The sequence below is a fragment of the Microvirga calopogonii genome, from assembly GCF_003347665.1.
In the GTDB taxonomy this organism is placed as follows: domain Bacteria; phylum Pseudomonadota; class Alphaproteobacteria; order Rhizobiales; family Beijerinckiaceae; genus Microvirga; species Microvirga calopogonii.
Window position 1 is genome coordinate 1 of record NZ_QDGA01000049.1, and the last position, 22,519, is coordinate 22,519.

Below are 22,519 nucleotides of genomic sequence, written 5' to 3' on the forward strand. Positions count from 1 at the left end.
ACCAGCACCAGCTCGCGTTCGGGCAGCCAGCGCCGAACCTGCAGCACCATCTGGCGGGCCCAGTCGGTCAGCTTTTTGTGCCGCTGTCTGCGCTCACGGCAGTACCGCTCGGAGGGTGCCAGGGCGGTGAGGAACGGCAGAGCCCATGTGCGGGCCGCCCATGGGATCGGAGCCAGGAGCATGAGGCTGAGCCAGCGCAGGCCCGAGGCCTTGACGAAATGAGCATCCGAGGAGCGCACCGGATCGCGGTAGATGCCCTTGGCCTTGATGCGCTTGCCGCGGCGGCGCTCGATGGTGTCGTCGAGACCGAGAATGACCGGACCCGCCGGGACAAAGGCCTGGATCAGCAGGCCCAGCAGCAGCCGGGCCGCTTCGCGCCCACTCCAACGGGCCCGGCTGAGCACGCGATGGTCGTTGACGAAGTGGCGCTCGCGGCTGAGGCCGCAGATGCGCAAGATGCTGGTCACGGTGCGCTTGCCGGGCGCCAGGATGGCCCCGACGAGCAGGATTTCGGCATGACGCCACGTCCGGTGGCAAAACAGCGGGGCAAAGGCTACAATGATCGCGGCGAAGCGGGCGGGCAGATCCGGCATGGCGGTGTCTCTTGGCGGAAACGCTGCCAGTCTACCGCATCGTTCGCTTCGCCGCCCTCGCTCCCACATCACCCGTCAGAAATGGCCAAAGTCGAGCTTAGGACCGGCGTTGATAATGTGCAGATCGGGGACCATGGCCTGGGCTTTGACAACAGCCATTCCCTCGATCAGGCCGACCTTTTGAGCGGCCGGACAGGCCGACGCAATCAGCCGGCGTGAGCCCTGCTTGATCACGGTCACAAGCGGCTTCTCGCGCGGGGGATCACCGAACTTGCGCCTGTTCCTGTCGGTCGGCCAGGTCGGAAGGTAGAGCGAGACGACCCTGCGCATCGCAGGCCTCCAAAATCCAGGAACGGGGTTGCGCACCCCGGCAGCGCACGAGTTCAACCTGCCAGCGGCCGCGTTTGAGGCCGCCAGCAGGAACAACCTCTGACGGGACCGGCGACACACGCCATCGCGTCGCGGCAGCGGTGGGAAGCTTGGTCAGATCCTTCTGGGCGACCGTCCACCAGCGCCGGATAACCAGGGCGGGAACGCCTGAAGCCTCCGCGGCCACTTGCAGGCGACGGGAGGCGGTGAGGCCGAGCCGGGAGACTTCACCGACGACGGCGCCGAGGTCTTTCTGATGGAGGCCCTCTTCGATGAGGGGCAGGGCATCGGCATCACGGCAGGTCTCGGCGTAAATGACACGATCCGGATGAAAGCCGACCTTCATCAGGCCAGGTGCGAACAGATCGCGCCGGGTCAGGCACCAGAGCACCGGGCCTTTGAGGCGGGCGGCAATCCTGGCTGCGAACAACGTGACGGTTCCAGCGAACTCCGAAGCGGGTCCTTCCTCGATCACCTCGTGCAGGGATCCAAGGGTAAGCCCTCTCCCGGGCAGGTGCCGGTCGAGCACAGGGACGCCAAAGGGCAGGGACTTGCGTGAGCGATGAGCCCCCCAAGCCTCTCGATCTGGCGCCTCAAGTCGTCGACGACTTCGCGCCGGTAACCATCGGTCAAGCTCACCTCCCTCCTGCGTCAAAATAGAGCAAAACAGGAACACAGCGCAGAGTGGCTGCGGCGTGGCCCGGTGGCTGCCACCGTGACGGGGCATAGCAGGCCGGTCCGGAGCTGGGAGTGCCAACCGCTCGGATCTCTGCAGGCCCAGGGTACTGAGTTTGGTGGTTTCCGACAGCTTCAGCGAGGTCGCGGCGGTCCGCGCCCTCTGCCAGATCTTCAATCGCAAGGACCGGCTCAGGCAGAATGGCTGCGGCAGGTGCTCGGGGCCGCTATTCACCCCGCTGCAGCGTCTCCCTTCATCCCAAGCCTTTGTGAATGCAGCCATGGCCAGAATCGGCTGAGGTACGGACCCGGAGCCGCTTGAGATCGAACACCTGCGCGTCGGGAGGCTGGTCGTGCTCAGGCCCAGCCAACCTCTGGATGTCCCGCTCTTCTGGCAGCAGAGCCGCATTGTGAGCCCTGTGCTGAGCCAGGTGACGCGTGCTGTCGTGCACGAGGCCCGAAGAGTGCTCGCTAAGGTCTGCTCGTGCATAAGGACTGGTCGCTTCAACCCTTCTCATTGGCACGTGGTCGTGGAGAAGTGCCCCGTCTAGAAGGCGCTTTCAGACTTACCTTGTTGATTTGATAATTCTGTAGAGTTGCGCGCGGCTGATGCCGAGCAAATCCGCCGCACGTTGTTTGTCGCCGCCTGTTTTCCTAAGAGCATCCTCCACCTCGGAAAGTTTCTGACTTTCAACCTTTTTCCTGAGAAACGCGTCGGATTGGGCAACAACCGCCGGGGAGGCATGAGCGGTGTCGCCGGAGAGTTGTATCTTGCCTGTCACCAAAAAGCGGAGAAGCACGCTCTCCAGCTCGCGCACGTTTCCTGGCCAAGTATGGGCTAGCAGGCGTGTCATGTCCGCTGGAGAAGGTCTTTGTACTTTCTTGCCTAGCTGATTGGCTACACGAGCCAGCAGCGCCTCGATGAGAAACGGCTGGTCGTCCCGCTCTCGCAGGGCGGGCACATGGACTGGCAGAACATCCAGTCGATAGTAAAGGTCGCGGCGGAAACGCCCACCATCCACGAAACGAACCAGCGGCTGGTTGGTCGCGCATATAATCCGCGCATCAACACGGATAGGGGACGTGCCTCCGACGCGGACAATCTCATTTGACTGCATAACACGCAGCAGGCTGCCCTGCAGATGCGGCGGCATGTCACCAATCTCATCAAGTAGCAACGTTCCCCCGACAGCAAGTTCAAACTTGCCTGGCTTGCCCCGGCTGCGCGCTCCTGTGAAGGCTCCTCCTTCGTAACCGAACAGTTCAGCCTCGATCAGCTCGCTCGGAATTGATGCACAGTTGATCCATACAAATGGCCCGGCACTTCGATGGGAGAGAGTATGGATCGCCTGGGCGGCCAATTCCTTTCCGGCACCGGTCTCACCTGTAATCAGGACCGGAACTTCGTGCTCAGCCGCAAGACGCAGCGTGTCCCGGTAGGCGGCTATCCGCTCTCCTTCTCCAAGAATATCGTCAAGCGAAAACTGTGCTGCCCAGGTTTGATCGCGCTGGTGGATTGCCAACCCGGCCTGCGCCATGCGGCTGTAGGTCCTCTTGAGGGCCTCCACATCGGAGAACAACGCCATTCCAACGGCGCCGATGATTTGGCCGTCCTGATAGACCGGCACCTGTTTGGTCACCAGCTTATGGCCCCGTACCTCGAGCGGGTATCCGACATGCGTGCCCTCCCCGCGGGCAACGAGGTGCAGACGGGTCTGGGACCCAACGACATCAGTGATATGCCGGCCGATGAAATCGACCTCATCTCCTCCTAGAAGTTGGCAATAGGGTTGATTGATCAGGACGATTCTCCCGGACGTGTCTACGACCACCAGACAGTCAGACACATGGTCAAGGACCAGGCGCAGGAACTGCGCCTCCGAGGAAGCCTCGAGCCAGTTGGGCAGCGCCATTTCTCAGATCCTGGAATCCGTGTCTCAATATTGAGAATATAGCTTCCTCACTGGCGAGAGTCAAAATGAATATGCCGGGGCTCCCGCTGAAATAAGCGAACTAAATGAATAGCATAGGCAAGCCACAGTTTCCCTTGGGCGTCTTGGCACGGGATTTGCACTATGGCGGATGTCGAACATCGCAGGAGGTGCGACAATGATAGACTGCCAAGAACTGACCATTGGGGACACTGTGGTTCACGTGTCTGGATCAGGATACCCTCTCATCTTTGTGCATGGTTTCACCACGACCGCTGAGTTCTGGCGCGAGCAGGTGGTGGAGTACTCGAAAATGTACAAGGTCGTCAGGATCAACCTACCTGGGCATGGAGTTTCGCCTCGTCCTGAGAGACGGCGCTACACGATCGAGGCTTTCGTCGAAGACGTAGAACGGGTCTATCGGCACTTGGCACTTGATGAGGCCTTCCTAGTCGGCCTGTCGATGGGCGGAACCATTGCCCAGAGCTTTGCAATACGATTCCCCCACCTCGTGCGTGCTCTCGTGCTTGTTGGTGCAACATCACACGGGCTTGGACCTGATGTGAACGTCGACAACGTTCTAAGAGCCATTGAAAGCTTAGGGGTCGTGCAGGCTAGCAAGAGCGTGATTGAACGCTCCTTTGGCTCGTCGGCGCCCCTAGCTTTGATCGATTTCGCAAAGCACGAGGTTGCGCAGACACCAGACTTCGTGGCCCGTGAGGCGATTGCCTCTCTGAATGCCTCTGATACACGCGAACTCCTAGACCATATTTGCATCCCCACGTTGGTCGTAGTTGGCGACGAAGACGCCATAACTCCACCCCAGGAGGCAGAGCTTCTCGCCGCCGGAATCCCAGGCAGCGAACTCTTCATCATTCGGGGCGCTGGTCACTTCCCGATGCTCGAACAGCCGGACATGTTCAATCGTCGGCTGAGCGCATTTCTTGAGTCGACATCGCGGTGACGCCACGCGCGTCGATGGGATAACAGCGTCAGCGTAGGCAACCCGCAACAATAAGCCAGTTCTGGAGGAAACAATGTCTTTACAAGCTGTGACTCATCTAGGCGCACCTGGCGCAACCATGCATCCTGCAAGAGATACCAAACGTGTCGTTTTCGCCGCCGCTCTGGGTACTGTGTTTGAATGGTATGACTTCTTTGTTTACGGGAGTCTCGCTGCATTCTTCGGATCACTGTTCTTCCCGAAGGGGAACGAGACGGCGGCATTGCTTGCGGCGTTGGCTACTTTTGGAGCGGGTTTCGTCCTTCGGCCCTTTGGCGCCATTGTTTTCGGGCAGCTGGGCGACCTTATTGGACGTAAGCACACCTTTCTCGTGACCATGCTCGTCATGGGCCTTGCGACGGCAGCCGTCGGCTTGCTGCCGACATTTGAGACGATCGGCTGGTGGGCGCCTGCTACCCTCGTTGCTTTGCGTCTGTTGCAGGGGCTGGCAGTCGGTGGTGAATTCGGTGGGGCCGTGACTTATGTCGCGGAACACTCTGACCCGAGGAGGCGCGGTTTCACGACGAGTTGGATTCAGATCACCGGAACGCTCGGACTGTTCTTGTCCCTCCTCGTGATCCTTATCTGCCGTCAGTCCATGTCGGCCGAGGCTTTCGTCGCGTGGGGCTGGCGTATTCCGTTTCTGGTGTCGATCGGACTGCTTCTGGTCTCGCTGTACATCCGGCTCAAGCTGGAGGAATCGCCGGTCTTTCAGCAAATGAAGGCCGAAAAGAAGACGTCCAGCAATCCAATTGCTGAAACCTTCGGCACGCGGCAAAACCTACGCATTGTCCTGATCGCAATTTTCGGCATCGTGGCCGGTCAGGCAGTCGTCTGGTACACGGCGCATTTTTATAGCCTGTACTTCATGACCTCGACCTTGAAGATGAGCCACGACCAAGCCTACATGTATCTGTTGATCGCACTGCTGCTCGGAACACCTTTCTTCCTTTTCTTCGGGTGGCTTTCGGATAGGATTGGCCGCAAGCGGATCGTGCTCACAGGCTGCGCGCTGGCAGCCCTGTTGTTTGTTCCTTTGTTCCATGGGCTTGTAGCCTACGGCAATCCGGCGCTTGCCGAGTTCCGCGCCAAAACCGTCGTGCACGTGCAGGGCAGTGATTGTCAGGACAATCAGTCAATCCTTAAGCAGGTTTTCCAGCCTACGGCCACAAACACCTGCACGCGGGCAAAATCTTTTCTCGCTGGCAACGCGGTACCCTTCGTTGTGATGTCAGGTGGCCCCGCGTTGAGGGTCAGTGTCGGTGAGCAGATGTTTGATGGATTTGACGAGGCGGCGTTACGGGCGGCTTTGCTGGCACGGGGTATGCCGGTCGATGCTGATCCAGAAAATATCCATGGTCCAATGGTGGTCGCGATCCTGTTCGTCATGGTCCTCATGGCAACCATGGTCTACGGACCGATGGGTGCTCTCCTTGTCGAACTTTTCCCGACGCATATTCGCTACAGTGGTGTGTCCGTCGCGCTCCAGTTCGGCAATGGGTGGATTGGTGGGTTCGCGCCATTCATAGCAACTGCCGTTAACGTAACGACCGGGAGCATCTTTGCTGGCCTCTGGTATACAGTAGCCGTAGCCGCCGCAACTGTTGTGATCGGGGCGCTGCTTTTGCCCGAGACAAACCGGAGGGATCTTGAAACTTAGTACTCAGTTTTGGAGGCGACCGCTCGCCCTGAGATACGAAAGGATGGCGGACGATGCGCCGCCATCCGCGCTGGCTGATTGCGGGAATTTACATCGACAGCAACGAGCCGAGCCTGATCAGTAATGGCGAGCGCGACCGGTCGTGTGGATGGATCTCGTTGGCCTTTGTCGAGGTTACGAAGAATGCTGTGATCAGCAATCGTTTTGCCAAAACGCAGCAGATGCAGTGGAGCCGACGCGGGGCTCATATGCTCCTGCAGACCCCGACCAGTGCCTTGGAAAGCTCGCTTCGAGCAGCTCAGGATCATTGAGCGAATGGGACCCCAGGTTCTGTTGCGCTGTCATCGCTCACGTCTCGCACTCTACGGCTCGGTCGTGAGCCGAGACCGTGGGAATCAACGACACAAGGTCCGACCAGAACCATTCTCGCACGAACGGCAGCGCGTAATCGGGGCATTTTGGGGAGCGAAGGATTCCCTCAGGGGCTTGGCTATGACTTAACCCATTGACAGAAACGAGGAGTGCGAACACGCCGTTGAGATCGGACTTTCAACCAGCGCGACGGAGCATGGGTGTGATTGGCGGCGAATTCCCAACCTGGATAGTCCCGAGAACCTGGAATCCATGCCGCTGGTAGAGCGGGATGTTCTTTGGGTTCGAAGATTCCAAGTAGGCTAGCGTGCCGTCCTCGTCACAAAGCCTGATAGCATGCTTCAACAGGGCTGAGCCGTAACCCTTGCCCTGCTGTGCAGGATTAACCCCGATCAACGGCAAGTACCAGTGCGGCTCATCGGGATGATACTGCCCCATCCGCTCGAACACGGCGAACAGAGTGTCCTGGTCCTCCTCCGGGAGGGTGCGCTGAAAGTGGCCCATCAACGCGTCTTCATCGGGCTGCACGCCCGGCGCCAGCCACAAAGCGGCGGCTTGTGCATCGCCGATGAAATGGGCCGTGCCCCGCTCAACGGCCGGGCCTCCAAAGATCCGGACAAGATCAGGGAAGTGCTTCAGATAATTCTCAGGGGCGGGATAGGTCCAGCGAGCGGCAGGGTCCACACTGAAAGCGAGAACGATCGCCGCAACGAGGCGGGACTGATCATCGATGCCTGCTGTCTGAACAGCAGCATCTGCCAGGGTGGAACTGCGTGGGGAGCCTCTATTCGCATTGCCCGTTCGAGCTTCAGCCGAGAACTGGCTCCCGGGGCTGTTTGCCTGGCTCGGCATCAGTCTCTCCATCAAAACCGCGGTCAAAGACCAACCGGGAAAGTCGTTATCACGCCTAAGACGACCATCCGGTGCGTCTGAGAACAAATCTAACCAGGAGATTCGTTGCCCCAATCTGCCCCGGTAACCGCCAGCGCTGCTCCGAAACTGCTGAGAACTACGGCAGTGTGCTCCAGGATGAATTCGGGGCGTGGATCCTGGGGTGAGTCGCCAAGCGGTGCGAGAGTTAGAGGTGCCCCCCTCGAGGAACGCGCGGAGTGCGCCGAGAGCGTGCGACGGAAGGGATTGAGCGGCGCAATGACGGTGCCGAACGGAACTTCCTTCGTTTTGAGACAATCATTCACTGCCGCTGTCAGGCCCTGCGGGACAAACCAGTTCTCGGCCATTGTGAGATGCAGGGTATCACGCATGAGTTGACCCTTCCGATAAGGAATGGTTGTGCCTGGGGCAGGTTCGAGAGCCATTACCACATTGTCGGGGGCGACCTAAGGCGAGAGCCGTTGACGGATCTCTGCGGTGATCGGCCCTTGGGACAGACCATGCTCCTCACACCAGGCCAGGAGCGATTCCGTCGTCGTCGCACCAGAAGTCGGCCGGGTGCTGAGGTCGTAAGTAACAGCATGGGGCATGGAGCGGAGTGTCATGATGGCTGCGGCCCTTCCGCACTCATTCTCGCCTGGCGGCCGATCACATGCGAGGTCAACTCGAGTTCACGATCAGCCAGAGGTTTCGGCGGGATCAGGAGAACATTGTCGATCAGGCGCGTAGGTCCGACATAGGCGGCCACGCACAGAGCGGCTGGCTCCCCGACCAAGCCTTGGACAGCGTCCAAGGTCGCGGCATTCCGCAGCTCGAGATACTGCAGCTGGTCGACGTCGGTCATGACAGCCCGGGCGATCTCGATCAGGCGCTGGCTGTGGCGCTCCCCCTCCCCGTACGCAGCTTCCGCGGCGAGCAGGCCGCGGCTGAGGCAGAGCGCTCTCGTACGATCGGTCGGGCCGAGGTAGCTGTTACGGCTGCTGAGCGCCAAACCATCTGGCTCGCGCACGGTCGGAACCGTGACAATCTCGATAGGTAGGTTCAGATCCCGCACCATCTGCCGGATTACGGCGCATTGCTGAAAATCCTTCTGGCCGAAGAAGGCAACGTCCGGCTGGACGATGTTGAACAGCTTGCTCACCACGGTAGCCACGCCGCGGAAGTGTCCGAGCCGGACAGCGCCGCACAGCGGCTCGGCCACAGCGCCGGGCTCGACAGAGGTCTGGAAGCCGGGTGGATAGATCTCAGTGGCATCGGGCAGGAAGATCATGCTCACGCCCGCCTTGCGGCAGAGTTCGTGATCCTGCTCTATGGCCCGCGGGTAGCGGTCGAGGTCTTCGTTGGGGCTGAACTGGGTAGGGTTGACGAAGATGCTGACCACGGTGATGTCGCAGCGGGCGACGCTCTCGTCGATGAGCGCCCGATGGCCCTCGTGCAGGAAGCCCATAGTCGGCACAAAGCCGACCCGCAGGGTGGAGGTGCGGTAGCCGCGCAGGCATTGGGTCAGGGGTTTGATCGTGCGGTAGGTGAGCATCAATGACCTCACGAGCGGGTGGAAAGATACGGTGTCCAGGCAGAAACTGTCGCCTGAACATCGGCCGGCAGGGCATAGGCCTCGGCAGAGGAAGGGAAGGTCCCGCTGCGCACGTCCTCGGCCCAATGAGCCAGGGCCTGCTGCAGCAGGTGAAAGCCATCAACATAGGTCCGGACGAACTTGGGCCGGTGCCCCTGCGTCAGACCGAGTACGTCATGCAGGACGAGCACCTGGCCGGAGCAGTGTGGTCCGGCTCCGATACCGATCGTGGGAATGCCCAAGGTCTGGGTGATCCGCGCCGCCAGCTCTACGGGGATACCCTCGAGCACAAGGGCAAAGCAGCCGGCTTCCTGGAGTTTGTGAGCGTCCTCTAGGATCCGGACTGCGTCGGCGGCTCCCCTTCCCTGCACCTTGAAGCCGCCCATGGCATGGATGCTCTGCGGGGTCAGACCAAGATGACCCATCACGGGGATCTCGCATTCCACGAGAGACCGGATCGTCTCGACCCGCTTGGCGCCGCCCTCCAGTTTCACGGCGGCGGCCCCGCGCTGGAGAAAGCCACCGGCGTTGCACAAGGTGTCTTCGAGGCTGAGATGGTAGCTAAGATAGGGCATGTCGGCCACGAGCAGAGCACGTGGTCTGGTCCGAGCCACCGCTTCGAGATGATGGTTCATCATGGCCATGCTCACCGGGAGCGTATTGTCGAAGCCGAGACAGACATTGCCAACGCTGTCGCCGACGAGGATAATGTCGACAATCGGATCAGCCAAATGCGCCGTCACGGCGTCATAAGCTGTCGTCATTGTTACCCGCTGACCATCACGCACCTGCTGCTGTAGCAACGGGATCGTAGTCGGCTGCTTGTCCATTGAAAGATGGTGGCTCATGAATTTCTACGCATTCTGGACATGAATGGGACAGTCCGTTTCACATTGATCAACAAGGCGGAGCCGATGTATCCCTGCAGCGGCTCTAGCTTCGGCCAAGCCGATCATTATTCTAGCGCTGAAGAGTCTTGCCGCACCCATGGTTGGCCGCTATCCACGTGACATGAGCCGGTTTCTCAGCGATGCGATCGCCGAAAACAGGACAGCGCCACTGATCACTCCGAACAGTGATGCTCCAACAACATGCGTGTAGACATTCTCCGGGATCTGCATCGAGAAAGAGGAATAGATCTGATGGACAACGCTCGCTGCGAATCCGGTTAGCCCGCCATAGCGCGAGCTGGCTGAGATACTCCAAGACTGCATTGACCTAAGATCCTGTGCCATAGTGAGCGACCTTCCGACCATCAGCATCCCGTGCGTGGAGGCCGCTCCGTGGAGGTGACGCTCGGTTCAGCCGCGACTTGAGAACAGGCGAAGCGCTGAATTGGATGACCCCGCGAGGTTCAATGGGAACCTCCACCCCAGACTTAGGATTGCGTCCTAAGCGCTTGGCCTTCTTGCGCACCCTGAAAATACCGAATGACCAGAGTTTGACGTTTTCGCCGTCTTCCAGCGCGGTGGAAATCGTCTTGAGGACCTGATCAACCAGGTCTGCGGCATCATCCATTGTGACAAAGCCCTGTTGGTACACGGCTCGGGTCAAGTCGGCGCGCGTTACGCTCTTGCCTGCCATCAGCGCACTCCGGTCAGGTTGGAAAAAGGGCTGCCGTCGCAACCAGCCCAAGTTTGGGAGGAGCGACATACTCAGAGAAGCGAAACACAAGCGGGCTGTGGTTCGTGTACGTTCTTTAGCACATGTAGTCGGCATTTAAAGTCTTTGTCCGTTATGTAATCGATTTCGTAATTTATAACATCGGCTTACTGAGTGAGCTGTCGCCTGACAGACACACCTGCAATGCGTCTCGTTACCGAAACAGCCAAATACGACGATGCAGCGATAGGTAGTCCGTGCCACTTCAGGAATTCCAACGTTGAAATAGAATCCGCACCATCCAAGAGTCAGCGCTTCGCCATTTAGGACGAGGCCACGCGCGACACGGTGTGTGCTAGATTCAGGTATCAATGATGTCAGACAGCGCTTCAGACGGTTTCGGGAATTAACTGACGTGTTCACAAGCCCTACGGGCTATCTTCCGCTCAACCTCTTCGCCTCACGGCGGCGCGCGTGCAGGAATCATGCAACGTGCCTCAAAACAGGCCGAGCTAATGATCTTCACGGGATGCCGGTAACGGAGAGGCCTGCATGACGGAAGAAGCGGACGATCATCTCGGGGTGACGTTTGAGGCGGCCGAACTCGCGACGGGCGAGCCGATGCAGGTCGTTGATTGAGTCGGGCAGAGCGTTTGCCATGGCACGCTTGACGGGGGCATTGCACTGCTCTTCCGGATTCAACTCGGGGGCGTAGGCTGGCAGATAGGCGACCGCATAGTCCTGCGGGTGGGCCGCAATGAAGGCCGCGGTTGCTCGGGAGCGGTGCGCGTTGAGCCGATCCCAGACCACCAGCAGCGGCGTGCCGATCTTGCGGCGGAAGAAGCGCAGGGCCTGAATGACACAGCGGCTCGAGATGGAGGTGCGGACATGACGGGCATAGAGCCGCCCGTCGGGCGTGATCGCCACGATACTCGACACCTCCCGCCGCTTGCTCACCCGCTGGAGGACTGGGGTGATCCCGCGCCGCGACCAGGTCGTGCCCGGCCGGGCTCGGAAACTGTGGCCGGTCTCATCCACGAGCAGAAGCGTGCGATGCTCGCGGTGCGACTTTTTTTCAGCGCCACCCAGTCCCGCTTGGACCAGACCGCAATCACCAGCTCATCCCGCTCCTTGGCCCGGGTGGCGGGACGTTGCACGCTGAAGCCATGCGCCTTCAGGGGCCGCTCCAGATAGCGGGGATGATAATGCACCCCGAACTCGCGCTCGATCAGAGCGGCAATGCGCTCGAGCGTCCAGCGCTCGGTGGCAAAGCCGGCCGCGATGGCCCCTCGGTCGAGCAGCCGGCCCAACCGAGCCCACGCCTTCTCATCGAGCCGAGGGGGCGGCCCGAGGTTGGGGCGGAGGAACTATGCGATGATGGGCGCTTAATTCCTCAGTGAGATGGGCGACGACGTCGAGCAGATTGTTCGCGTCGTCAACCTGGTCGGCATCCGGCGTATGCTCCCGCGGATTGTGGCTGGTTCCGCCAAGGCTTGGCAAGAAGATCATGGCGGAGGGCGCGATTCCTGCGATCATCTAGGCGCCTTGAGGTCAGCGCGCGATTGCGGGCGGCTTCCTCCACCATTGCTACGATCCCTGCGTCGAAGGTCACGGGCTCGAACCGTGCCAAACGCCCAACCAAAATCGAGACCTCCTCGTCGGCCGCAACTTGGTTCAGGTATGTGGCAGCGCCGCATCCCGGGCCTGGAGGTTGCCTTCGTCCGGATCGCGCAGGTCGACTGTGAAGGTGGCACGGAAGAGGATGACGTTGATGGCGTTCAGCTCTTAGCTGGCAGGCCAGCTGTTCGAGAGCCGCTAGGTAAGCGGGCACAAGAGTACAGTTATGATCGTGCACAGAGAGGCGGAGGGGCCTGGTGCTGGCCGACCTTCACTTCGTCCCCTTCATGGAGATGGATGGCGTTGTCGATCATCCACGTGGTGACGTGAGCCCTGCGAACTCCTCCAGATGAGGTTAGAGTCCGTCCAACGTGGAGACGGACGAATGAAGCGCTCACGGTTCACGGAAGAGCAGATCATCGGCATGCTCAAGGAGCATGAGGCCGGGACGAAGACAGCGGAGATCTGCCGCAAGCACGGGATCTCGGAGGCAACCTTCTACAACTATAAGGCCAAGTACGGCGGCCTGGAGGTCTCTGACGCCCGGCGGCTGAAGGCCCTGGAGGACGAGAACGCCAAGCTCAAGAGGCTTCTCGCCGAGCAGATGCTGGACAATGCCGTCCTGAAGGATATCGCGTCAAAAAAACTAGGATGGCAAAGCTAACTGGCAGGCCTGCTGTTCGAGAGCAGCCAGGTAGGCGGCGGGATCATGCCGAAAGCGGGTGCGCAGCGTTCGCGCGACGCGTCGCTTTTCCAGCTGTTGGCGCAAGTTTCTCCAGTGCTCGCGGTTCGCGGCTCCCAAGTCGCGGGCTGTCGGAGCCTGCACGCGGGTCGCGGTAGCGGCGATCAGCCGGACCGAGCCACGCAGAACCGCACCGGGTGACGCTGTCTTGCGCCCGGTCGCGCGCCGCTCGTGATAGCACTGGGAGCCGAACAGCTGTTCGAGATCGTTGTTGGTGCGCGGCAGGTCCGGCACCGCATAGGTGTGGAACAGGCCAGGGCGATAGCTGCGCGTGACCTTCTGGAAATGATCGAAGGCGCCGGCCAGCGTCCCGGCCCTGGCCCGATGCCGCTGCATCGCGCCCAGAACCCCGTTCACCCGCCGCCGCACCATCGCGGCGCTCTCCTCGTGCGGGTTGCCAAGCCAATGCGCCACGGCGTGCACGAACCGGTAGGCGTACTCCACATCCGGCCACAGCGAGGCGGTGCGCTCCAGCGCGCGAACGATCATCTGGTGCAAGCGCGTCAGCGCCGGTGCGAAGCCCCCTTTTGCGGCACCCGATCCAGGCTGCCGGCCACCGTCTCGAGCCGTTGCTTCAGTTTGAGACCCGAGGCGGCGAGCGGCGCCCGCCCGTCATCGGTGATTGCGCTGCGCACGGCCGCGCAATAGCCTTGCACGATGGCCGCTTCGGGATCCTCCCGCTCCTCCACGGCCCGTTCGATCCCGCGGATGCCGCGGACCTGCTTCTTGAGCTCCTTCTTGGCATGCCGATCCGCCTCGAAGATCGGATGCGCCGCCTCGCGCAGGAAGTGGAACTGACACAGCTGATGCGGCACGCCCGGCAGCACCTGGGCGACCGCCTGACGGATGGAGGTCTGACCGTCGCTGATCACGCCCACGACCGACACGCCCACAGCATCCACGGCCTCGCGCAGGAGAACCGCCAGATCCTTCGCCCGGCCGGAGAGCAGGCTGCGGGCCAGCACGATGATGCCGGACAGGCAGTCGCGGATCACCCACAGCACCTTATGGCCGACATCTGGCTGCACGCCATCGAGCGCCAGAATGACCCGCCCTTGCTGGGCCAGGAGCTTCTGCAAGGGGCGGCGCTCCATCAGCCGGGTGGCGAGCAGCTCATCGTAGCGGTCGAGCAGGTTGGTGACACTGCGCTCGGCAATCGCCACGCCGCGGGTGGTGAGCACCTCGTGGATCTCGGGCACGCTGCGATGCTCGCGGTGACGCAAGGCCCCGACGAGGGCGATGACGTCCAGCCCGAACTCATGCTGGGGCAAGGCCAGGGCGCCCTCGCTCTCGGGCCGATAGGGCTTGTGGAAGCGGTCGCAGCCGATGGTCTCGCACCAGCGGATCTTGAGCCGCAAGCGGATCGATCCGGTCAGCGTCACAAGGGTGCGATGGTTCTCGTAGCGGATGCGCATCGGCAATCCGCAGGCCGGGCACAGCCGACAGGCGGGCCGCAGCACGCGCTCGCGCTCCGGCCGCGAGCGCCCTGAGAGTCTGGTCATCCCGCACCTCCCATCAGGTACAGAAGACCCCCACCACCACACTCTATCAGACAGTCAGGTTTGCCGTCCTAGAAAAAAATGGTAACGCCCGCTGCCAGGCGCCGGGCCGTGGCTCATGCCATGCAAGCCCATGGCGTGAGCGAGCGGCGGGCATGCTCCATTCTGACGTTCGACCGCTCGTCGGTGCGCTATCGCTCCACCCGACCTGACGACGCCGCGGCGCGCGAACGCATGCGAGCTGTGGCGGCGGTGCGCCGGCGCTTCGGCTATCGACGCCTGCAGATCATGCTGGCACGAGAGGGATTGGTCATGAACCACAAGAAGTTCCGGCGCCTCTATCGCGAGGAGAGACTGCAGGTCAAACGCCGGGGCGGCCGCAAGCGGGCCCTGGGGACGCGCGCTCCCATCCTGCTGCCGGGCGGGCCCAACCAGCGCTGGAGCCTGGACTTCCTCAGCGATGCCTTTTGCCGACGGGCGCCGCTTTCGAGTTCTGGCGGTGGTTGATGACTTTACCCGGGAGTGCCTCGGGCTCGTGGCCGATACCTCGCTCTCAGGCCTGCGGGTCACGCGGGAGCTGGATGCCATCATTGCCTGCCGTGGCCGGCCGATAAGCTGTGTTTCGGACAACGGCACCGAACTGACCTCGTCCGCAGTGCTGCGGTGGTGTCAGACCACGAGCGTGGAATGGCAGTATTTCGCGCCAGGCAAGCCACAGCAGAACGCCTTTGTTGAGAGCTTCAATGGCCGCCTGCGCGATGAATGCCTCAACGAGACCCTGTTCACCTCATTGCGGCACGCCCGGCAGGTCCTTGACGCGTGGCGAAGGGATTACAACACCATCCGCCCTCATTCAGCCTTGAAAGGAATGACCCCGACTGACTTTGCCAAGCACACGACCAGAGGACTGCAATCGGAAGGAGCGACCCTTCCAGTTGCTATGACCGCCAACAACGGGCATCAATCAACCAGCGGACCCAGCTCTGAGCGGAGGAAACTCAGGGCTCACGTCAGTGGCAAACCATGAACCGCAGCGTTCTGCTTCTTTCAAACAGCTGATCTTGGAGTCCATCTCTCCCCACCTTTATAGGTCAAGTTTCAGAACGCCCGTCGCACGCGACACGCATGGGATAAATCGATTACTGCGGGCGTCGTTTAAAAGTACCGCATCGAGATGGATCGACACACCTTCCAGATATCTGCACTCGCAGGTCCCGCAAACGCCGTTCTCACAGGATGCCATCAACAGAACGCCGGTGGCCCGGAAGGCCACTAGCGCGGATTTATCCGCGGGGACCGGGACAGCTGTCCCGTTGCGAAGAACCATCGTGAACGGTTCAGATTGCGTATCATCCCGGACCGGCAGTTGAAAGGCTTCGAAATGGACCGAGCCATCCGGCCAGTGTTCCCAAGCTCGTGCGACTGCAGCCATAAAGCCGGGGGGCCGCAGTAATAGAGATGTTCCCCACTGGGCCTTGTTGACAATTAGCCCTCAATGTCTTGTCGGGTTTCGATTTGATCGTCGAAGTGGAGTCTCAAACTTCCGAGGCTGATGATCTCCTCTAAGGTCTTCAGTAGTGGAGCAAGGCTTCGGCTCCGCGCAAATAAGCGAGTTCAACGGCCTTGCTCTGACAGCAGAGGGGCCGGGCCACTGCAAGGATCGGCGTGATCCCGATGCCGCCAGCAAGATGGTCGGGCTCCCACTGTCCTTGAGCGGAAAATAATTGCGCGGGGTGGGGACGAGCAATTCGTCGCCTGGGGTCGCGTAATCATGAATCCATGCCGAGCCGCCGCGTCCGCTCGCTTCTAGCGTTACGGCTATCCTGTAGCGGCTGAGATCCTCCAGCTCACCGCAGAGCGAATACTGACGCACCCTTCTGTAGGATGACGGACATTGACATGCGATCCTGGTTCGAAGGTCGGCAGAAAAGGCCTGTGCGGATGCTTCAGTTCGATCACGCGGACATCGCCAGGTTCTTCATGGATTCCGGCGACTACCAGCTTCGTTGCGATGCGCGGAGATTCCATGTCACTTCACTCATCCATTGGCAGAATCGGATCACCGGAGCGGTTTAGCAGTCCCTCGTAGAGGCCTGGCATGCGGAGAAGCTCCTCGAGGTACTTGCACGGGAAATTCATCCGTGCCGCCCGCGAAACCGTTTCCCCAACCCGGAAGCGCTTGCCAGCCAAATGGCCGAGCGGAACGCCGACAGGTCGGCAGATTGCGCCTGTGATCTTCGGGCGCAATCGCGCCTATAAACCCGGGAATCTTTGGCTCTCCCTTGGCAATTGCCTCAAGTACCTCGGCCTCGATCAGCGTGATCTCACGAATGTCGGGCTTGAGCGAATAGGTCCCGGTGCCAAGATAATACCGGTCCCTGACGATGCCGCGTCCGGCAACGAGCTGTGCCTCAGCTAGTTCCTCCATTTCGTAGGAAGCGGCCGACGCTATATGAATGTGGAGCAGAGTGCCCTGCCAAGTCATGTATCGGCCCCCGCCGTGTCTCTTGCCTTCGACGTGAGCCTCTACGCAGGCGACCTGCTGCCCTTATCATTGGACTATCCTACGTCCTACCCCCCAGTCGTCACCACTCCCCAGTCAGCGGTAAATCTGCCATGAGATTGGCCTTGTCAAAAGCGCCAGTTTGCCGGCATCTTCTTAGTCCAGTTGAATGAAACATTTGAGGCTGTGCGACAGGACGAGCCAGTGAGATACTCGGCAGGCTGAAGGTTGCGTGTCAACGCGTACCCTTCACAGTGTCGATAGCTGCGGCGAGAAGTTGAACACCTCTCTCGATCTGCCTCGGTGTCAAGGCCGAGTAGCCCATTACCAGTCCAAGCCGCTCCCGTGGCGCCCCGGTAGGCCCCGTTGCCGAGTCGTAGAGCGGTGAAATACCGTAGAGCCCGACACCGTGCTGGCGCGCGGCCTCTATCAAGGCGGTTTCGAGTGATCCTGGCAGCTCATTTAACCAGACGACGACATGCAAGCCGGCATCGGCACCCTCAATGGTGATCCGTTCGCCGAGTGCATACTCGAGGGCGCTCAATAACGTCTCGCGGCGCTCTCGGTGAAGCCTTCTTACGCGTCGAACATGGCTCTCATAGGCGCCGCTTTCGATAAGGGAGGCCAGCGCTTCCTGCTCGGTCATGGGTGTATGCCGGTCGACCAGTTGCTTTGCGGTTGCGAACACCTCCTGCAATTGCTGTGGCACCACGAGGTAGCCGATGCGTAGCATCGGCGACAGTGTCTTCGAAACGGTGCCAAGGTAGATGACGTTGCGGCCGTCCTCCAAGCTCTGGAGCGGAGGAACCGGGCTGATATCATACCGGTATTCGCTGTCGTAGTCGTCCTCGACCACGTAGGCGTCATGATCCCGGGCCCAATCGAGAAGCTGCTGGCGGCGGCTAATCGGCATGACACCGCCCAACGGAAACTGATGAGATGGTGTTACATAAGCCATCCGGGCGTCAATTTGTGCCAAATCCTCGGTCTTCAAGCCGTCCGCGTCCACGGCCACCGCCACTGCCGTGGCCCCCGTGCTAGAGAAGATCTGGCGGGCCATCCGGTAGCCGGGGTTCTCCATCACGAACGCGCGGCCCGCGTCGAGAACGATCCGAGCGCAGAGATCTAATCCCTGCTGGGAGCCAGTGACGACGATGATTTGCTCCAGATTGCATTGCAACGTCCTTGCTCGCCAAAGATATCCCTGAAGTGCTTGCCGCAGGCGCCGGGATCCCCGCGGATCCTCATAGGCAAGCCGTACCGGTCTTCGAGTAATCACGGAATTGATAGCCCGCTTCCACGCCAGCGCCGGAAAATCAGACGGAGCAAGATCGCCGTACCGAAAATCGACGGTCAAGGTATTAGTCAGGTAATCGAGCCATGGTGAAAGTGCGCGAAGTCTCTCGCCGTAAGCCGAAAGCGGCCCACGTGTCTCCCGCGGAGCCTTGATGTCTCGCAGGTGCGGTCCCATGTGTAATGTTGTAACTCGAGGGCGTGCGCCTTGGCGTAGTTCCACGAACCCCTCCGCGGCAAGTTGTTCATAGGCAACCGTGACCGTGGTTCGGGAAACATGCAGTTCGTTTGCCAAGCTACGCGAGGATGGAAGCTGGCTTCCCGCCTCGTAGACACGACTGAGGATCTGATCCTTGAGCGCCTCGTAAATCCTGCGCGCACCCATTTTAGGCGCCCGATCGGTCGCCACTTGCTTTTCCGACTGGACCATTTTTTTTCAGTCAAACTGGATATGTCTTGCCGGCCAGTATGATGCCAATGTGGGTCAAAGCAAAGAGGATACGATCAGGCTATGATGATCGGCAGCGAACACGACAAGCGTCAGGAACACTCTGACCACTCTCACACGGCAAACCTCGGATTCGACACGCGCGCCATTCACCACGCGTTCGACCCAGTGGCTTTTAAGAGAGCGGCCCAGCCGCCGGTGTTTCTGACGTCGACCTACGCCTTTGAGAGCGTCGGGGCAAATGATGCTGCCGCAGCGCTCGGGGGCAGGCTGTATGCTCGTGAATATAATCCGACCACGGAGATCCTCGAGCAAAGGCTTGCAAACCTGGAAGGGGCTGAAGCAGGCCTCGTCGTATCGACAGGGATGGCTGCCTTCGGCACTCTGATCCTCTCATTGCTGTCGCAGGGCGACGAGCTCGTCGTTCACAACACCCTCTACTCGAATACTGTTGCGATGGTGGAGCAGGGTTTGCCTCGCTTCGGAATCAAGGTGGTTCCAGTCGATTTGTCGAATCCGTTGAACCTCGAAGCGGCGATCACAGCAAAGACGAAGCTCGTTTATTTCGAGACACCCGTCAACCCCGTGAGTGCCATTCTAGACATCACGGCGATCACAGAATGCGCTCACGCCCATGGAGTGAAAGTCGCGGTGGACAGTACCTTTGCTTCTCCCGCACTCCAGCGGCCGATCAAGCATGGTGCTGATATCGTCCTACACTCCCTGACAAAGTATATCAATGGGCATGGCGATACGTTGGGTGGCGCATTGCTTGGTGATGCCGAAACACTCCACCTCTTGCATGAGACTGGCCTGCGCTACATCACCGGCGCGACATTGTCGCCGCATTCGGCTTTCCTGATCATGCGGGGACTGAAAACGCTCACGCTTCGAATGGATCGGCACAGTGCCTCGGCTCTGGCAATCGCTGGAATGCTCGAAGCGCATCCCGCCGTGTCCTGGGTGAGCTATCCCTTCCTTGATTCACATCCCGATCACGCCATTGCGCGCAGGCAAATGGCGCAAGGATCCGGCATGATGGCCTTTGGACTTCATGCCGGTTTTGACGGCGCAAGAACAATGCTGGACCGCTTGAAACTGATAACGCGCGCCGTGAGCCTCGGCGACACGGACAGCCTTATCTATCATCCAGCGAGCATCACACGGGCGCGGCAAAGGATCCGGCAAGACGCACACATGGTCTCGGGTGTTGGAGACGAACTTATCCGACTTTCGGTCGGCCTTGAAGACGTGAATGATCTGATCGGGGACCTTCGCCACGCCCTCCTAGCCTTGTGACATAGCCACCGACGATCGCGATTACATAAACTCGGAACCGGACATGGAGCATCGAGTGACAGTCCTGAGCGGGCTTTCCGCATTTCCCATCACGCCGAGTGACCGTGCCGGCCACGTTGACACTGCGGCGCTCAAAAGGCTCGTGGTTCGGCTTTGCACCGCAGGCGTCGACTCTATCGGCCTTCTCGGCAGCACCGGAACTTACATGTATCTATCCCGTGAGGAGCGGCGGCGCGCTCTAAGCGCGACCATTGAGGCAACCGGCGGGAGCATACCAGTACTGGTAGGCGTCGGTGCCTTGCGGACCGACGAGGCGGTCGGACTGGCGCAGGACGCGAAAGCCTCTGGCGCCGCCGCAGGTCTCCTTGCCGCCGTCTCGTATGCGCCACTCACGGAGGACGAAGTCTTCGAGCATATCTCCACCGTGGCCCGCGAGAGCTGCCTTCCCATCGTAGTTTATGATAACCCGGAGACTACCCACTTCCGTTTTACCGCTGCTCTGGTGGAGCGACTGGCCCACGTGAACGGCATCGTGGCGATCAAGAACCCGACAGGAGAACCTGAGAAGATCGCGAGTCACTTGGCACAACTGAGATCCTTGACGCCCAGGGGGTTCTCAATCGGCTATAGCGGCGACTGGAATGCTGCCGAAGCAATGATCCGCGGAGCTGATACTTGGTACAGCGTTCTCGCTGGCATCCTTCCCGACGTCTGCCTGCGCATCGTGAGGGCAACTCAGAACGGCGATGTCGAAGAGGCACGCCGTCTGGATGCCACACTTGGCCCGGTCTGGGATCTGTTCAAGCAGTTCTCCAGTCTTCGGACCGTCTATACGATGGCCGATCTGCTCGGCGTCTGCCAGGCGGAGCCGCCTCGTCCCATTCTCCCTTTGCCGCCATCCACAAAGGAGAAGATAGCTCGCTGCCTTGCTGTGCTCGAGCAGGAACTCGCTTGAAGCGAGCAAGGTCTGGCGCCGCCGGAGAACCATGACGGCATGGCTTTATGTCGACCGGGTATTGCCCGTGCACATCGTCATCGGTCTCCCTGCACGTGCTCGCACCACCACGGTCACTGCGGGGATCAACAGATTGCTGGTGGCAATTGCGGCTATGTGCGGTCTCAAGGAGGAGGCTGTGGCCGCGTGGGAGTCCGGCCGTCTTGCAGTTCTCGCTGTGATGATCTTCTCGACGATCGCAGAACCGCTGTCGGAGGCGAGCATTCCGGCGGCGCTAGGGCGGGCATCCACCATGCCTTTGGAACGTGAGCCGTGGTCGGTAAGTCACTACTTTCGGCCGTGCTCGGAGCACTGGTCACCAGCGGAATGCTGCGGACGCCCTCTTCATGAGCGCCCAAGTCGCTCTTGAAAATTACTAACTGGAAGAGATCCACAATATGGATGGTTTCAGCCATGCGATTCAAAGGTCTTGATCTAAATCTTCTTGTTGCGCTCGACGCCCTAATGACGGAACGGAATCTCACAGTGGCGGCACGAAGCATCAATCTGAGCCAGCCTGCCATGAGCGCAGCCGTCAACCGGCTAAGAGACTACTTTCGCGATGATCTATTCACGATGAACGGTCGCGAGCTTCGCCCCACACCGCGGGCTGAAGGACTCGCGCCAGCGGTCCGAGACGTTCTCCTGCAAATTCGGAGCTCAATCATTTCTTGGGAGCCATTCAATCCAGGTCAATCCAACCGTCGTTTCAGGATCCTTCTTTCGGATTTCATGACGCTTGTCTTCCTTGATAGGGTCGTCGAGCGTCTTGCGCAGGAAGCACCCACCGTCAGTTTCGAACTTCTGCCACTCGACAGCGACCCAAGCGAGCTTCTCCGGCGGGGTGAGGTTGATTTTCTCTTGCTCCCGGATCTGTTCATGGAGAACACGCATCCGAGCGCGAAGCTGTTCGATGAGGAGCTTGTCTGCGTCAGTTGTCCTACCAACACATCGGTACCGCAGGACCTTACATTCGAGCAATACATGTCGATGGGACACGTCGCAGTTCGGTTCGGACGCTCGTTGAGGCCTTCCGTTGAAGAATGGTACTTGCTCGAACATGGGATCAAAAGACGCATCGAAGTCGTAGTGCAGGGCTTTAGCCTGATCCCGCAGGTGCTGCGCGGCACAAACCGCCTTGCCACTATGCCCTTACGATTGGTCAAGTATTTCGAGAAAACCATTCCCTTACGGATCATCAATCTTCCGTTGCCGCTTCCTGCCTTCACGGAAGCTGTTCAGTGGCCCGCACTTCATAACGGCGACCCGGCCAGTATCTGGATGCGGCAGATATTGATCGAGGAGGCGTCCAACATGGCGTTTCCGAATGACGCAGGGGAGTCCCTGCCCTCACATGCTGGCCGTCGAGCCAAAGCCCATGTTGCGGTGATTGACGGCGGTCTTATTTGCGCCGGAGGATGAGCCCAAATAAGGCAGCTCGCGCCCACGGCAGCT

At 60.2% G+C, this 22,519-nt stretch carries 19 protein-coding genes and 5 pseudogenes; 8 read left to right on the forward strand and 16 right to left on the reverse strand.

The window, feature by feature from the left end; all coding sequences use genetic code 11:
- The 4 genes from DDF70_RS24250 to DDF70_RS24265 all read right to left on the reverse strand — a co-directional run.
- Positions 1–593: transposase (locus tag DDF70_RS24250; RefSeq protein ID WP_162820626.1), on the reverse strand; the 593-nt coding region annotated here is incomplete at its 3' end.
- A gap of 75 nt (positions 594–668) precedes the next feature.
- Positions 669–833 carry a hypothetical protein gene (locus tag DDF70_RS36875; RefSeq protein WP_162820627.1) on the reverse strand — a complete coding sequence of 55 codons (165 nt, stop codon included), beginning with the start codon at positions 831–833 and terminating at the stop codon, positions 669–671.
- 22 nt (positions 834–855) lie between these two features.
- Positions 856–1,491 carry an ImuA family protein gene (locus DDF70_RS24260; RefSeq protein WP_205772469.1) on the reverse strand — a complete coding sequence of 212 codons (636 nt, stop codon included), beginning with the start codon at positions 1,489–1,491 and terminating at the stop codon, positions 856–858.
- A gap of 712 nt (positions 1,492–2,203) precedes the next feature.
- A complete protein-coding gene (locus DDF70_RS24265; RefSeq protein ID WP_114947374.1) occupies positions 2,204–3,550 on the reverse strand; it encodes a sigma-54 interaction domain-containing protein in 1,347 nt (448 codons plus the stop codon).
- A 196-nt stretch (positions 3,551–3,746) separates the two neighbouring features.
- Between DDF70_RS24265 and DDF70_RS24270 the strand changes: the two genes are divergently transcribed.
- The 3 genes and pseudogenes from DDF70_RS24270 to DDF70_RS38250 form a co-directional block, all read left to right on the forward strand.
- Positions 3,747–4,532 carry an alpha/beta fold hydrolase gene (locus tag DDF70_RS24270; protein WP_114947375.1) on the forward strand — a complete coding sequence of 262 codons (786 nt, stop codon included), beginning with the start codon at positions 3,747–3,749 and terminating at the stop codon, positions 4,530–4,532.
- Between the two features lie 73 nt (positions 4,533–4,605).
- On the forward strand, positions 4,606–6,231 hold the full coding sequence (locus DDF70_RS24275; protein ID WP_114947376.1) for an MFS transporter: 1,626 nt from the start codon (positions 4,606–4,608) through the stop codon (positions 6,229–6,231).
- An 89-nt stretch (positions 6,232–6,320) separates the two neighbouring features.
- Positions 6,321–6,524, forward strand: a pseudogene (locus DDF70_RS38250) (ISKra4 family transposase); the annotation flags it as partial.
- Between the two features lie 256 nt (positions 6,525–6,780).
- Here DDF70_RS38250 and DDF70_RS24285 read toward each other — a convergent pair.
- The 8 genes and pseudogenes from DDF70_RS24285 to DDF70_RS38255 all read right to left on the reverse strand — a co-directional run.
- Complete coding sequence (locus DDF70_RS24285; protein ID WP_425374110.1) at positions 6,781–7,287, reverse strand: GNAT family N-acetyltransferase; 507 nt, start codon at positions 7,285–7,287, stop codon at positions 6,781–6,783.
- Positions 7,288–7,544: 257 nt separating this feature from the next.
- A complete protein-coding gene (locus DDF70_RS36880) occupies positions 7,545–7,865 on the reverse strand; it encodes a hypothetical protein (RefSeq protein ID WP_162820628.1) in 321 nt (106 codons plus the stop codon).
- Positions 7,866–8,095: 230 nt separating this feature from the next.
- Entirely contained in the window at positions 8,096–9,028 is a 933-nt protein-coding gene (panC, locus tag DDF70_RS24290) for a pantoate--beta-alanine ligase (RefSeq protein WP_114947379.1), read from the reverse strand.
- Between the two features lie 8 nt (positions 9,029–9,036).
- The gene (gene panB, locus DDF70_RS24295; protein WP_114947380.1) at positions 9,037–9,915 is read right to left on the reverse strand and encodes a 3-methyl-2-oxobutanoate hydroxymethyltransferase; all 879 of its coding nucleotides are present in this window, start codon (positions 9,913–9,915) and stop codon (positions 9,037–9,039) included.
- A 370-nt stretch (positions 9,916–10,285) separates the two neighbouring features.
- Positions 10,286–10,651 carry an integration host factor subunit alpha gene (locus DDF70_RS24300; protein WP_114947393.1) on the reverse strand — a complete coding sequence of 122 codons (366 nt, stop codon included), beginning with the start codon at positions 10,649–10,651 and terminating at the stop codon, positions 10,286–10,288.
- A gap of 540 nt (positions 10,652–11,191) precedes the next feature.
- Positions 11,192–11,707 carry a transposase gene (locus DDF70_RS24305; RefSeq protein ID WP_162820629.1) on the reverse strand — a complete coding sequence of 172 codons (516 nt, stop codon included), beginning with the start codon at positions 11,705–11,707 and terminating at the stop codon, positions 11,192–11,194.
- Positions 11,623–11,979 carry a helix-turn-helix domain-containing protein gene (locus DDF70_RS24310; RefSeq protein ID WP_114947382.1) on the reverse strand — a complete coding sequence of 119 codons (357 nt, stop codon included), beginning with the start codon at positions 11,977–11,979 and terminating at the stop codon, positions 11,623–11,625. The genes DDF70_RS24305 and DDF70_RS24310 overlap by 85 nt, the downstream gene beginning before the upstream one ends.
- 16 nt (positions 11,980–11,995) lie before the next feature.
- A pseudogene (locus DDF70_RS38255) lies at positions 11,996–12,454 on the reverse strand (hypothetical protein); the annotation flags it as partial.
- 217 nt (positions 12,455–12,671) lie between these two features.
- On the opposite strand from DDF70_RS38255, the pseudogene DDF70_RS24320 reads away from it, so the two are divergent.
- Positions 12,672–12,935, forward strand: a pseudogene (locus DDF70_RS24320) (transposase); the annotation flags it as partial.
- On the opposite strand, the gene DDF70_RS24325 reads toward DDF70_RS24320, so the two are convergent.
- Positions 12,933–14,443, reverse strand: a protein-coding gene (locus tag DDF70_RS24325; RefSeq protein WP_114947394.1) for a transposase whose coding sequence is annotated in 2 segments (ribosomal slippage) — positions 12,933–13,561 and positions 13,561–14,443 — 1,512 coding nt in all. Because the reading frame shifts where the segments join, the coding sequence is not laid out codon by codon here. The pseudogene DDF70_RS24320 and the gene DDF70_RS24325 sit on opposite strands and share 3 nt — an antisense overlap.
- A 159-nt stretch (positions 14,444–14,602) precedes the next feature.
- Here DDF70_RS24325 and DDF70_RS38260 point away from each other — a divergent pair.
- Positions 14,603–15,554, forward strand: a pseudogene (locus DDF70_RS38260) (IS3 family transposase); the annotation flags it as partial.
- Positions 15,555–15,611: 57 nt separating this feature from the next.
- On the opposite strand, the gene DDF70_RS38265 reads toward DDF70_RS38260, so the two are convergent.
- From DDF70_RS38265 to pdxR, 3 genes and pseudogenes are all read right to left on the reverse strand, one after another.
- Positions 15,612–15,959, reverse strand: coding sequence for a 2Fe-2S iron-sulfur cluster-binding protein (locus tag DDF70_RS38265; protein ID WP_315975088.1), 348 nt, complete (start codon positions 15,957–15,959; stop codon positions 15,612–15,614).
- Between the two features lie 602 nt (positions 15,960–16,561).
- A pseudogene (locus DDF70_RS39060) lies at positions 16,562–17,012 on the reverse strand (MOSC domain-containing protein).
- A 253-nt stretch (positions 17,013–17,265) separates the two neighbouring features.
- Complete coding sequence (pdxR, locus tag DDF70_RS24350) at positions 17,266–18,753, reverse strand: MocR-like pyridoxine biosynthesis transcription factor PdxR (RefSeq protein WP_114947385.1); 1,488 nt, start codon at positions 18,751–18,753, stop codon at positions 17,266–17,268.
- Between the two features lie 84 nt (positions 18,754–18,837).
- Here pdxR and DDF70_RS24355 point away from each other — a divergent pair, with 84 nt between their 5' ends.
- From DDF70_RS24355 to DDF70_RS24365, 3 genes are all read left to right on the forward strand, one after another.
- Complete coding sequence (locus tag DDF70_RS24355) at positions 18,838–20,070, forward strand: trans-sulfuration enzyme family protein (protein WP_114947395.1); 1,233 nt, start codon at positions 18,838–18,840, stop codon at positions 20,068–20,070.
- Positions 20,071–20,125: 55 nt separating this feature from the next.
- Positions 20,126–21,025 carry a dihydrodipicolinate synthase family protein gene (locus DDF70_RS24360; RefSeq protein ID WP_114947396.1) on the forward strand — a complete coding sequence of 300 codons (900 nt, stop codon included), beginning with the start codon at positions 20,126–20,128 and terminating at the stop codon, positions 21,023–21,025.
- 453 nt (positions 21,026–21,478) lie between these two features.
- The gene (locus DDF70_RS24365; RefSeq protein WP_114947386.1) at positions 21,479–22,486 is read left to right on the forward strand and encodes a LysR family transcriptional regulator; all 1,008 of its coding nucleotides are present in this window, start codon (positions 21,479–21,481) and stop codon (positions 22,484–22,486) included.
- Positions 22,487–22,519: the final 33 nt, after the last annotated feature.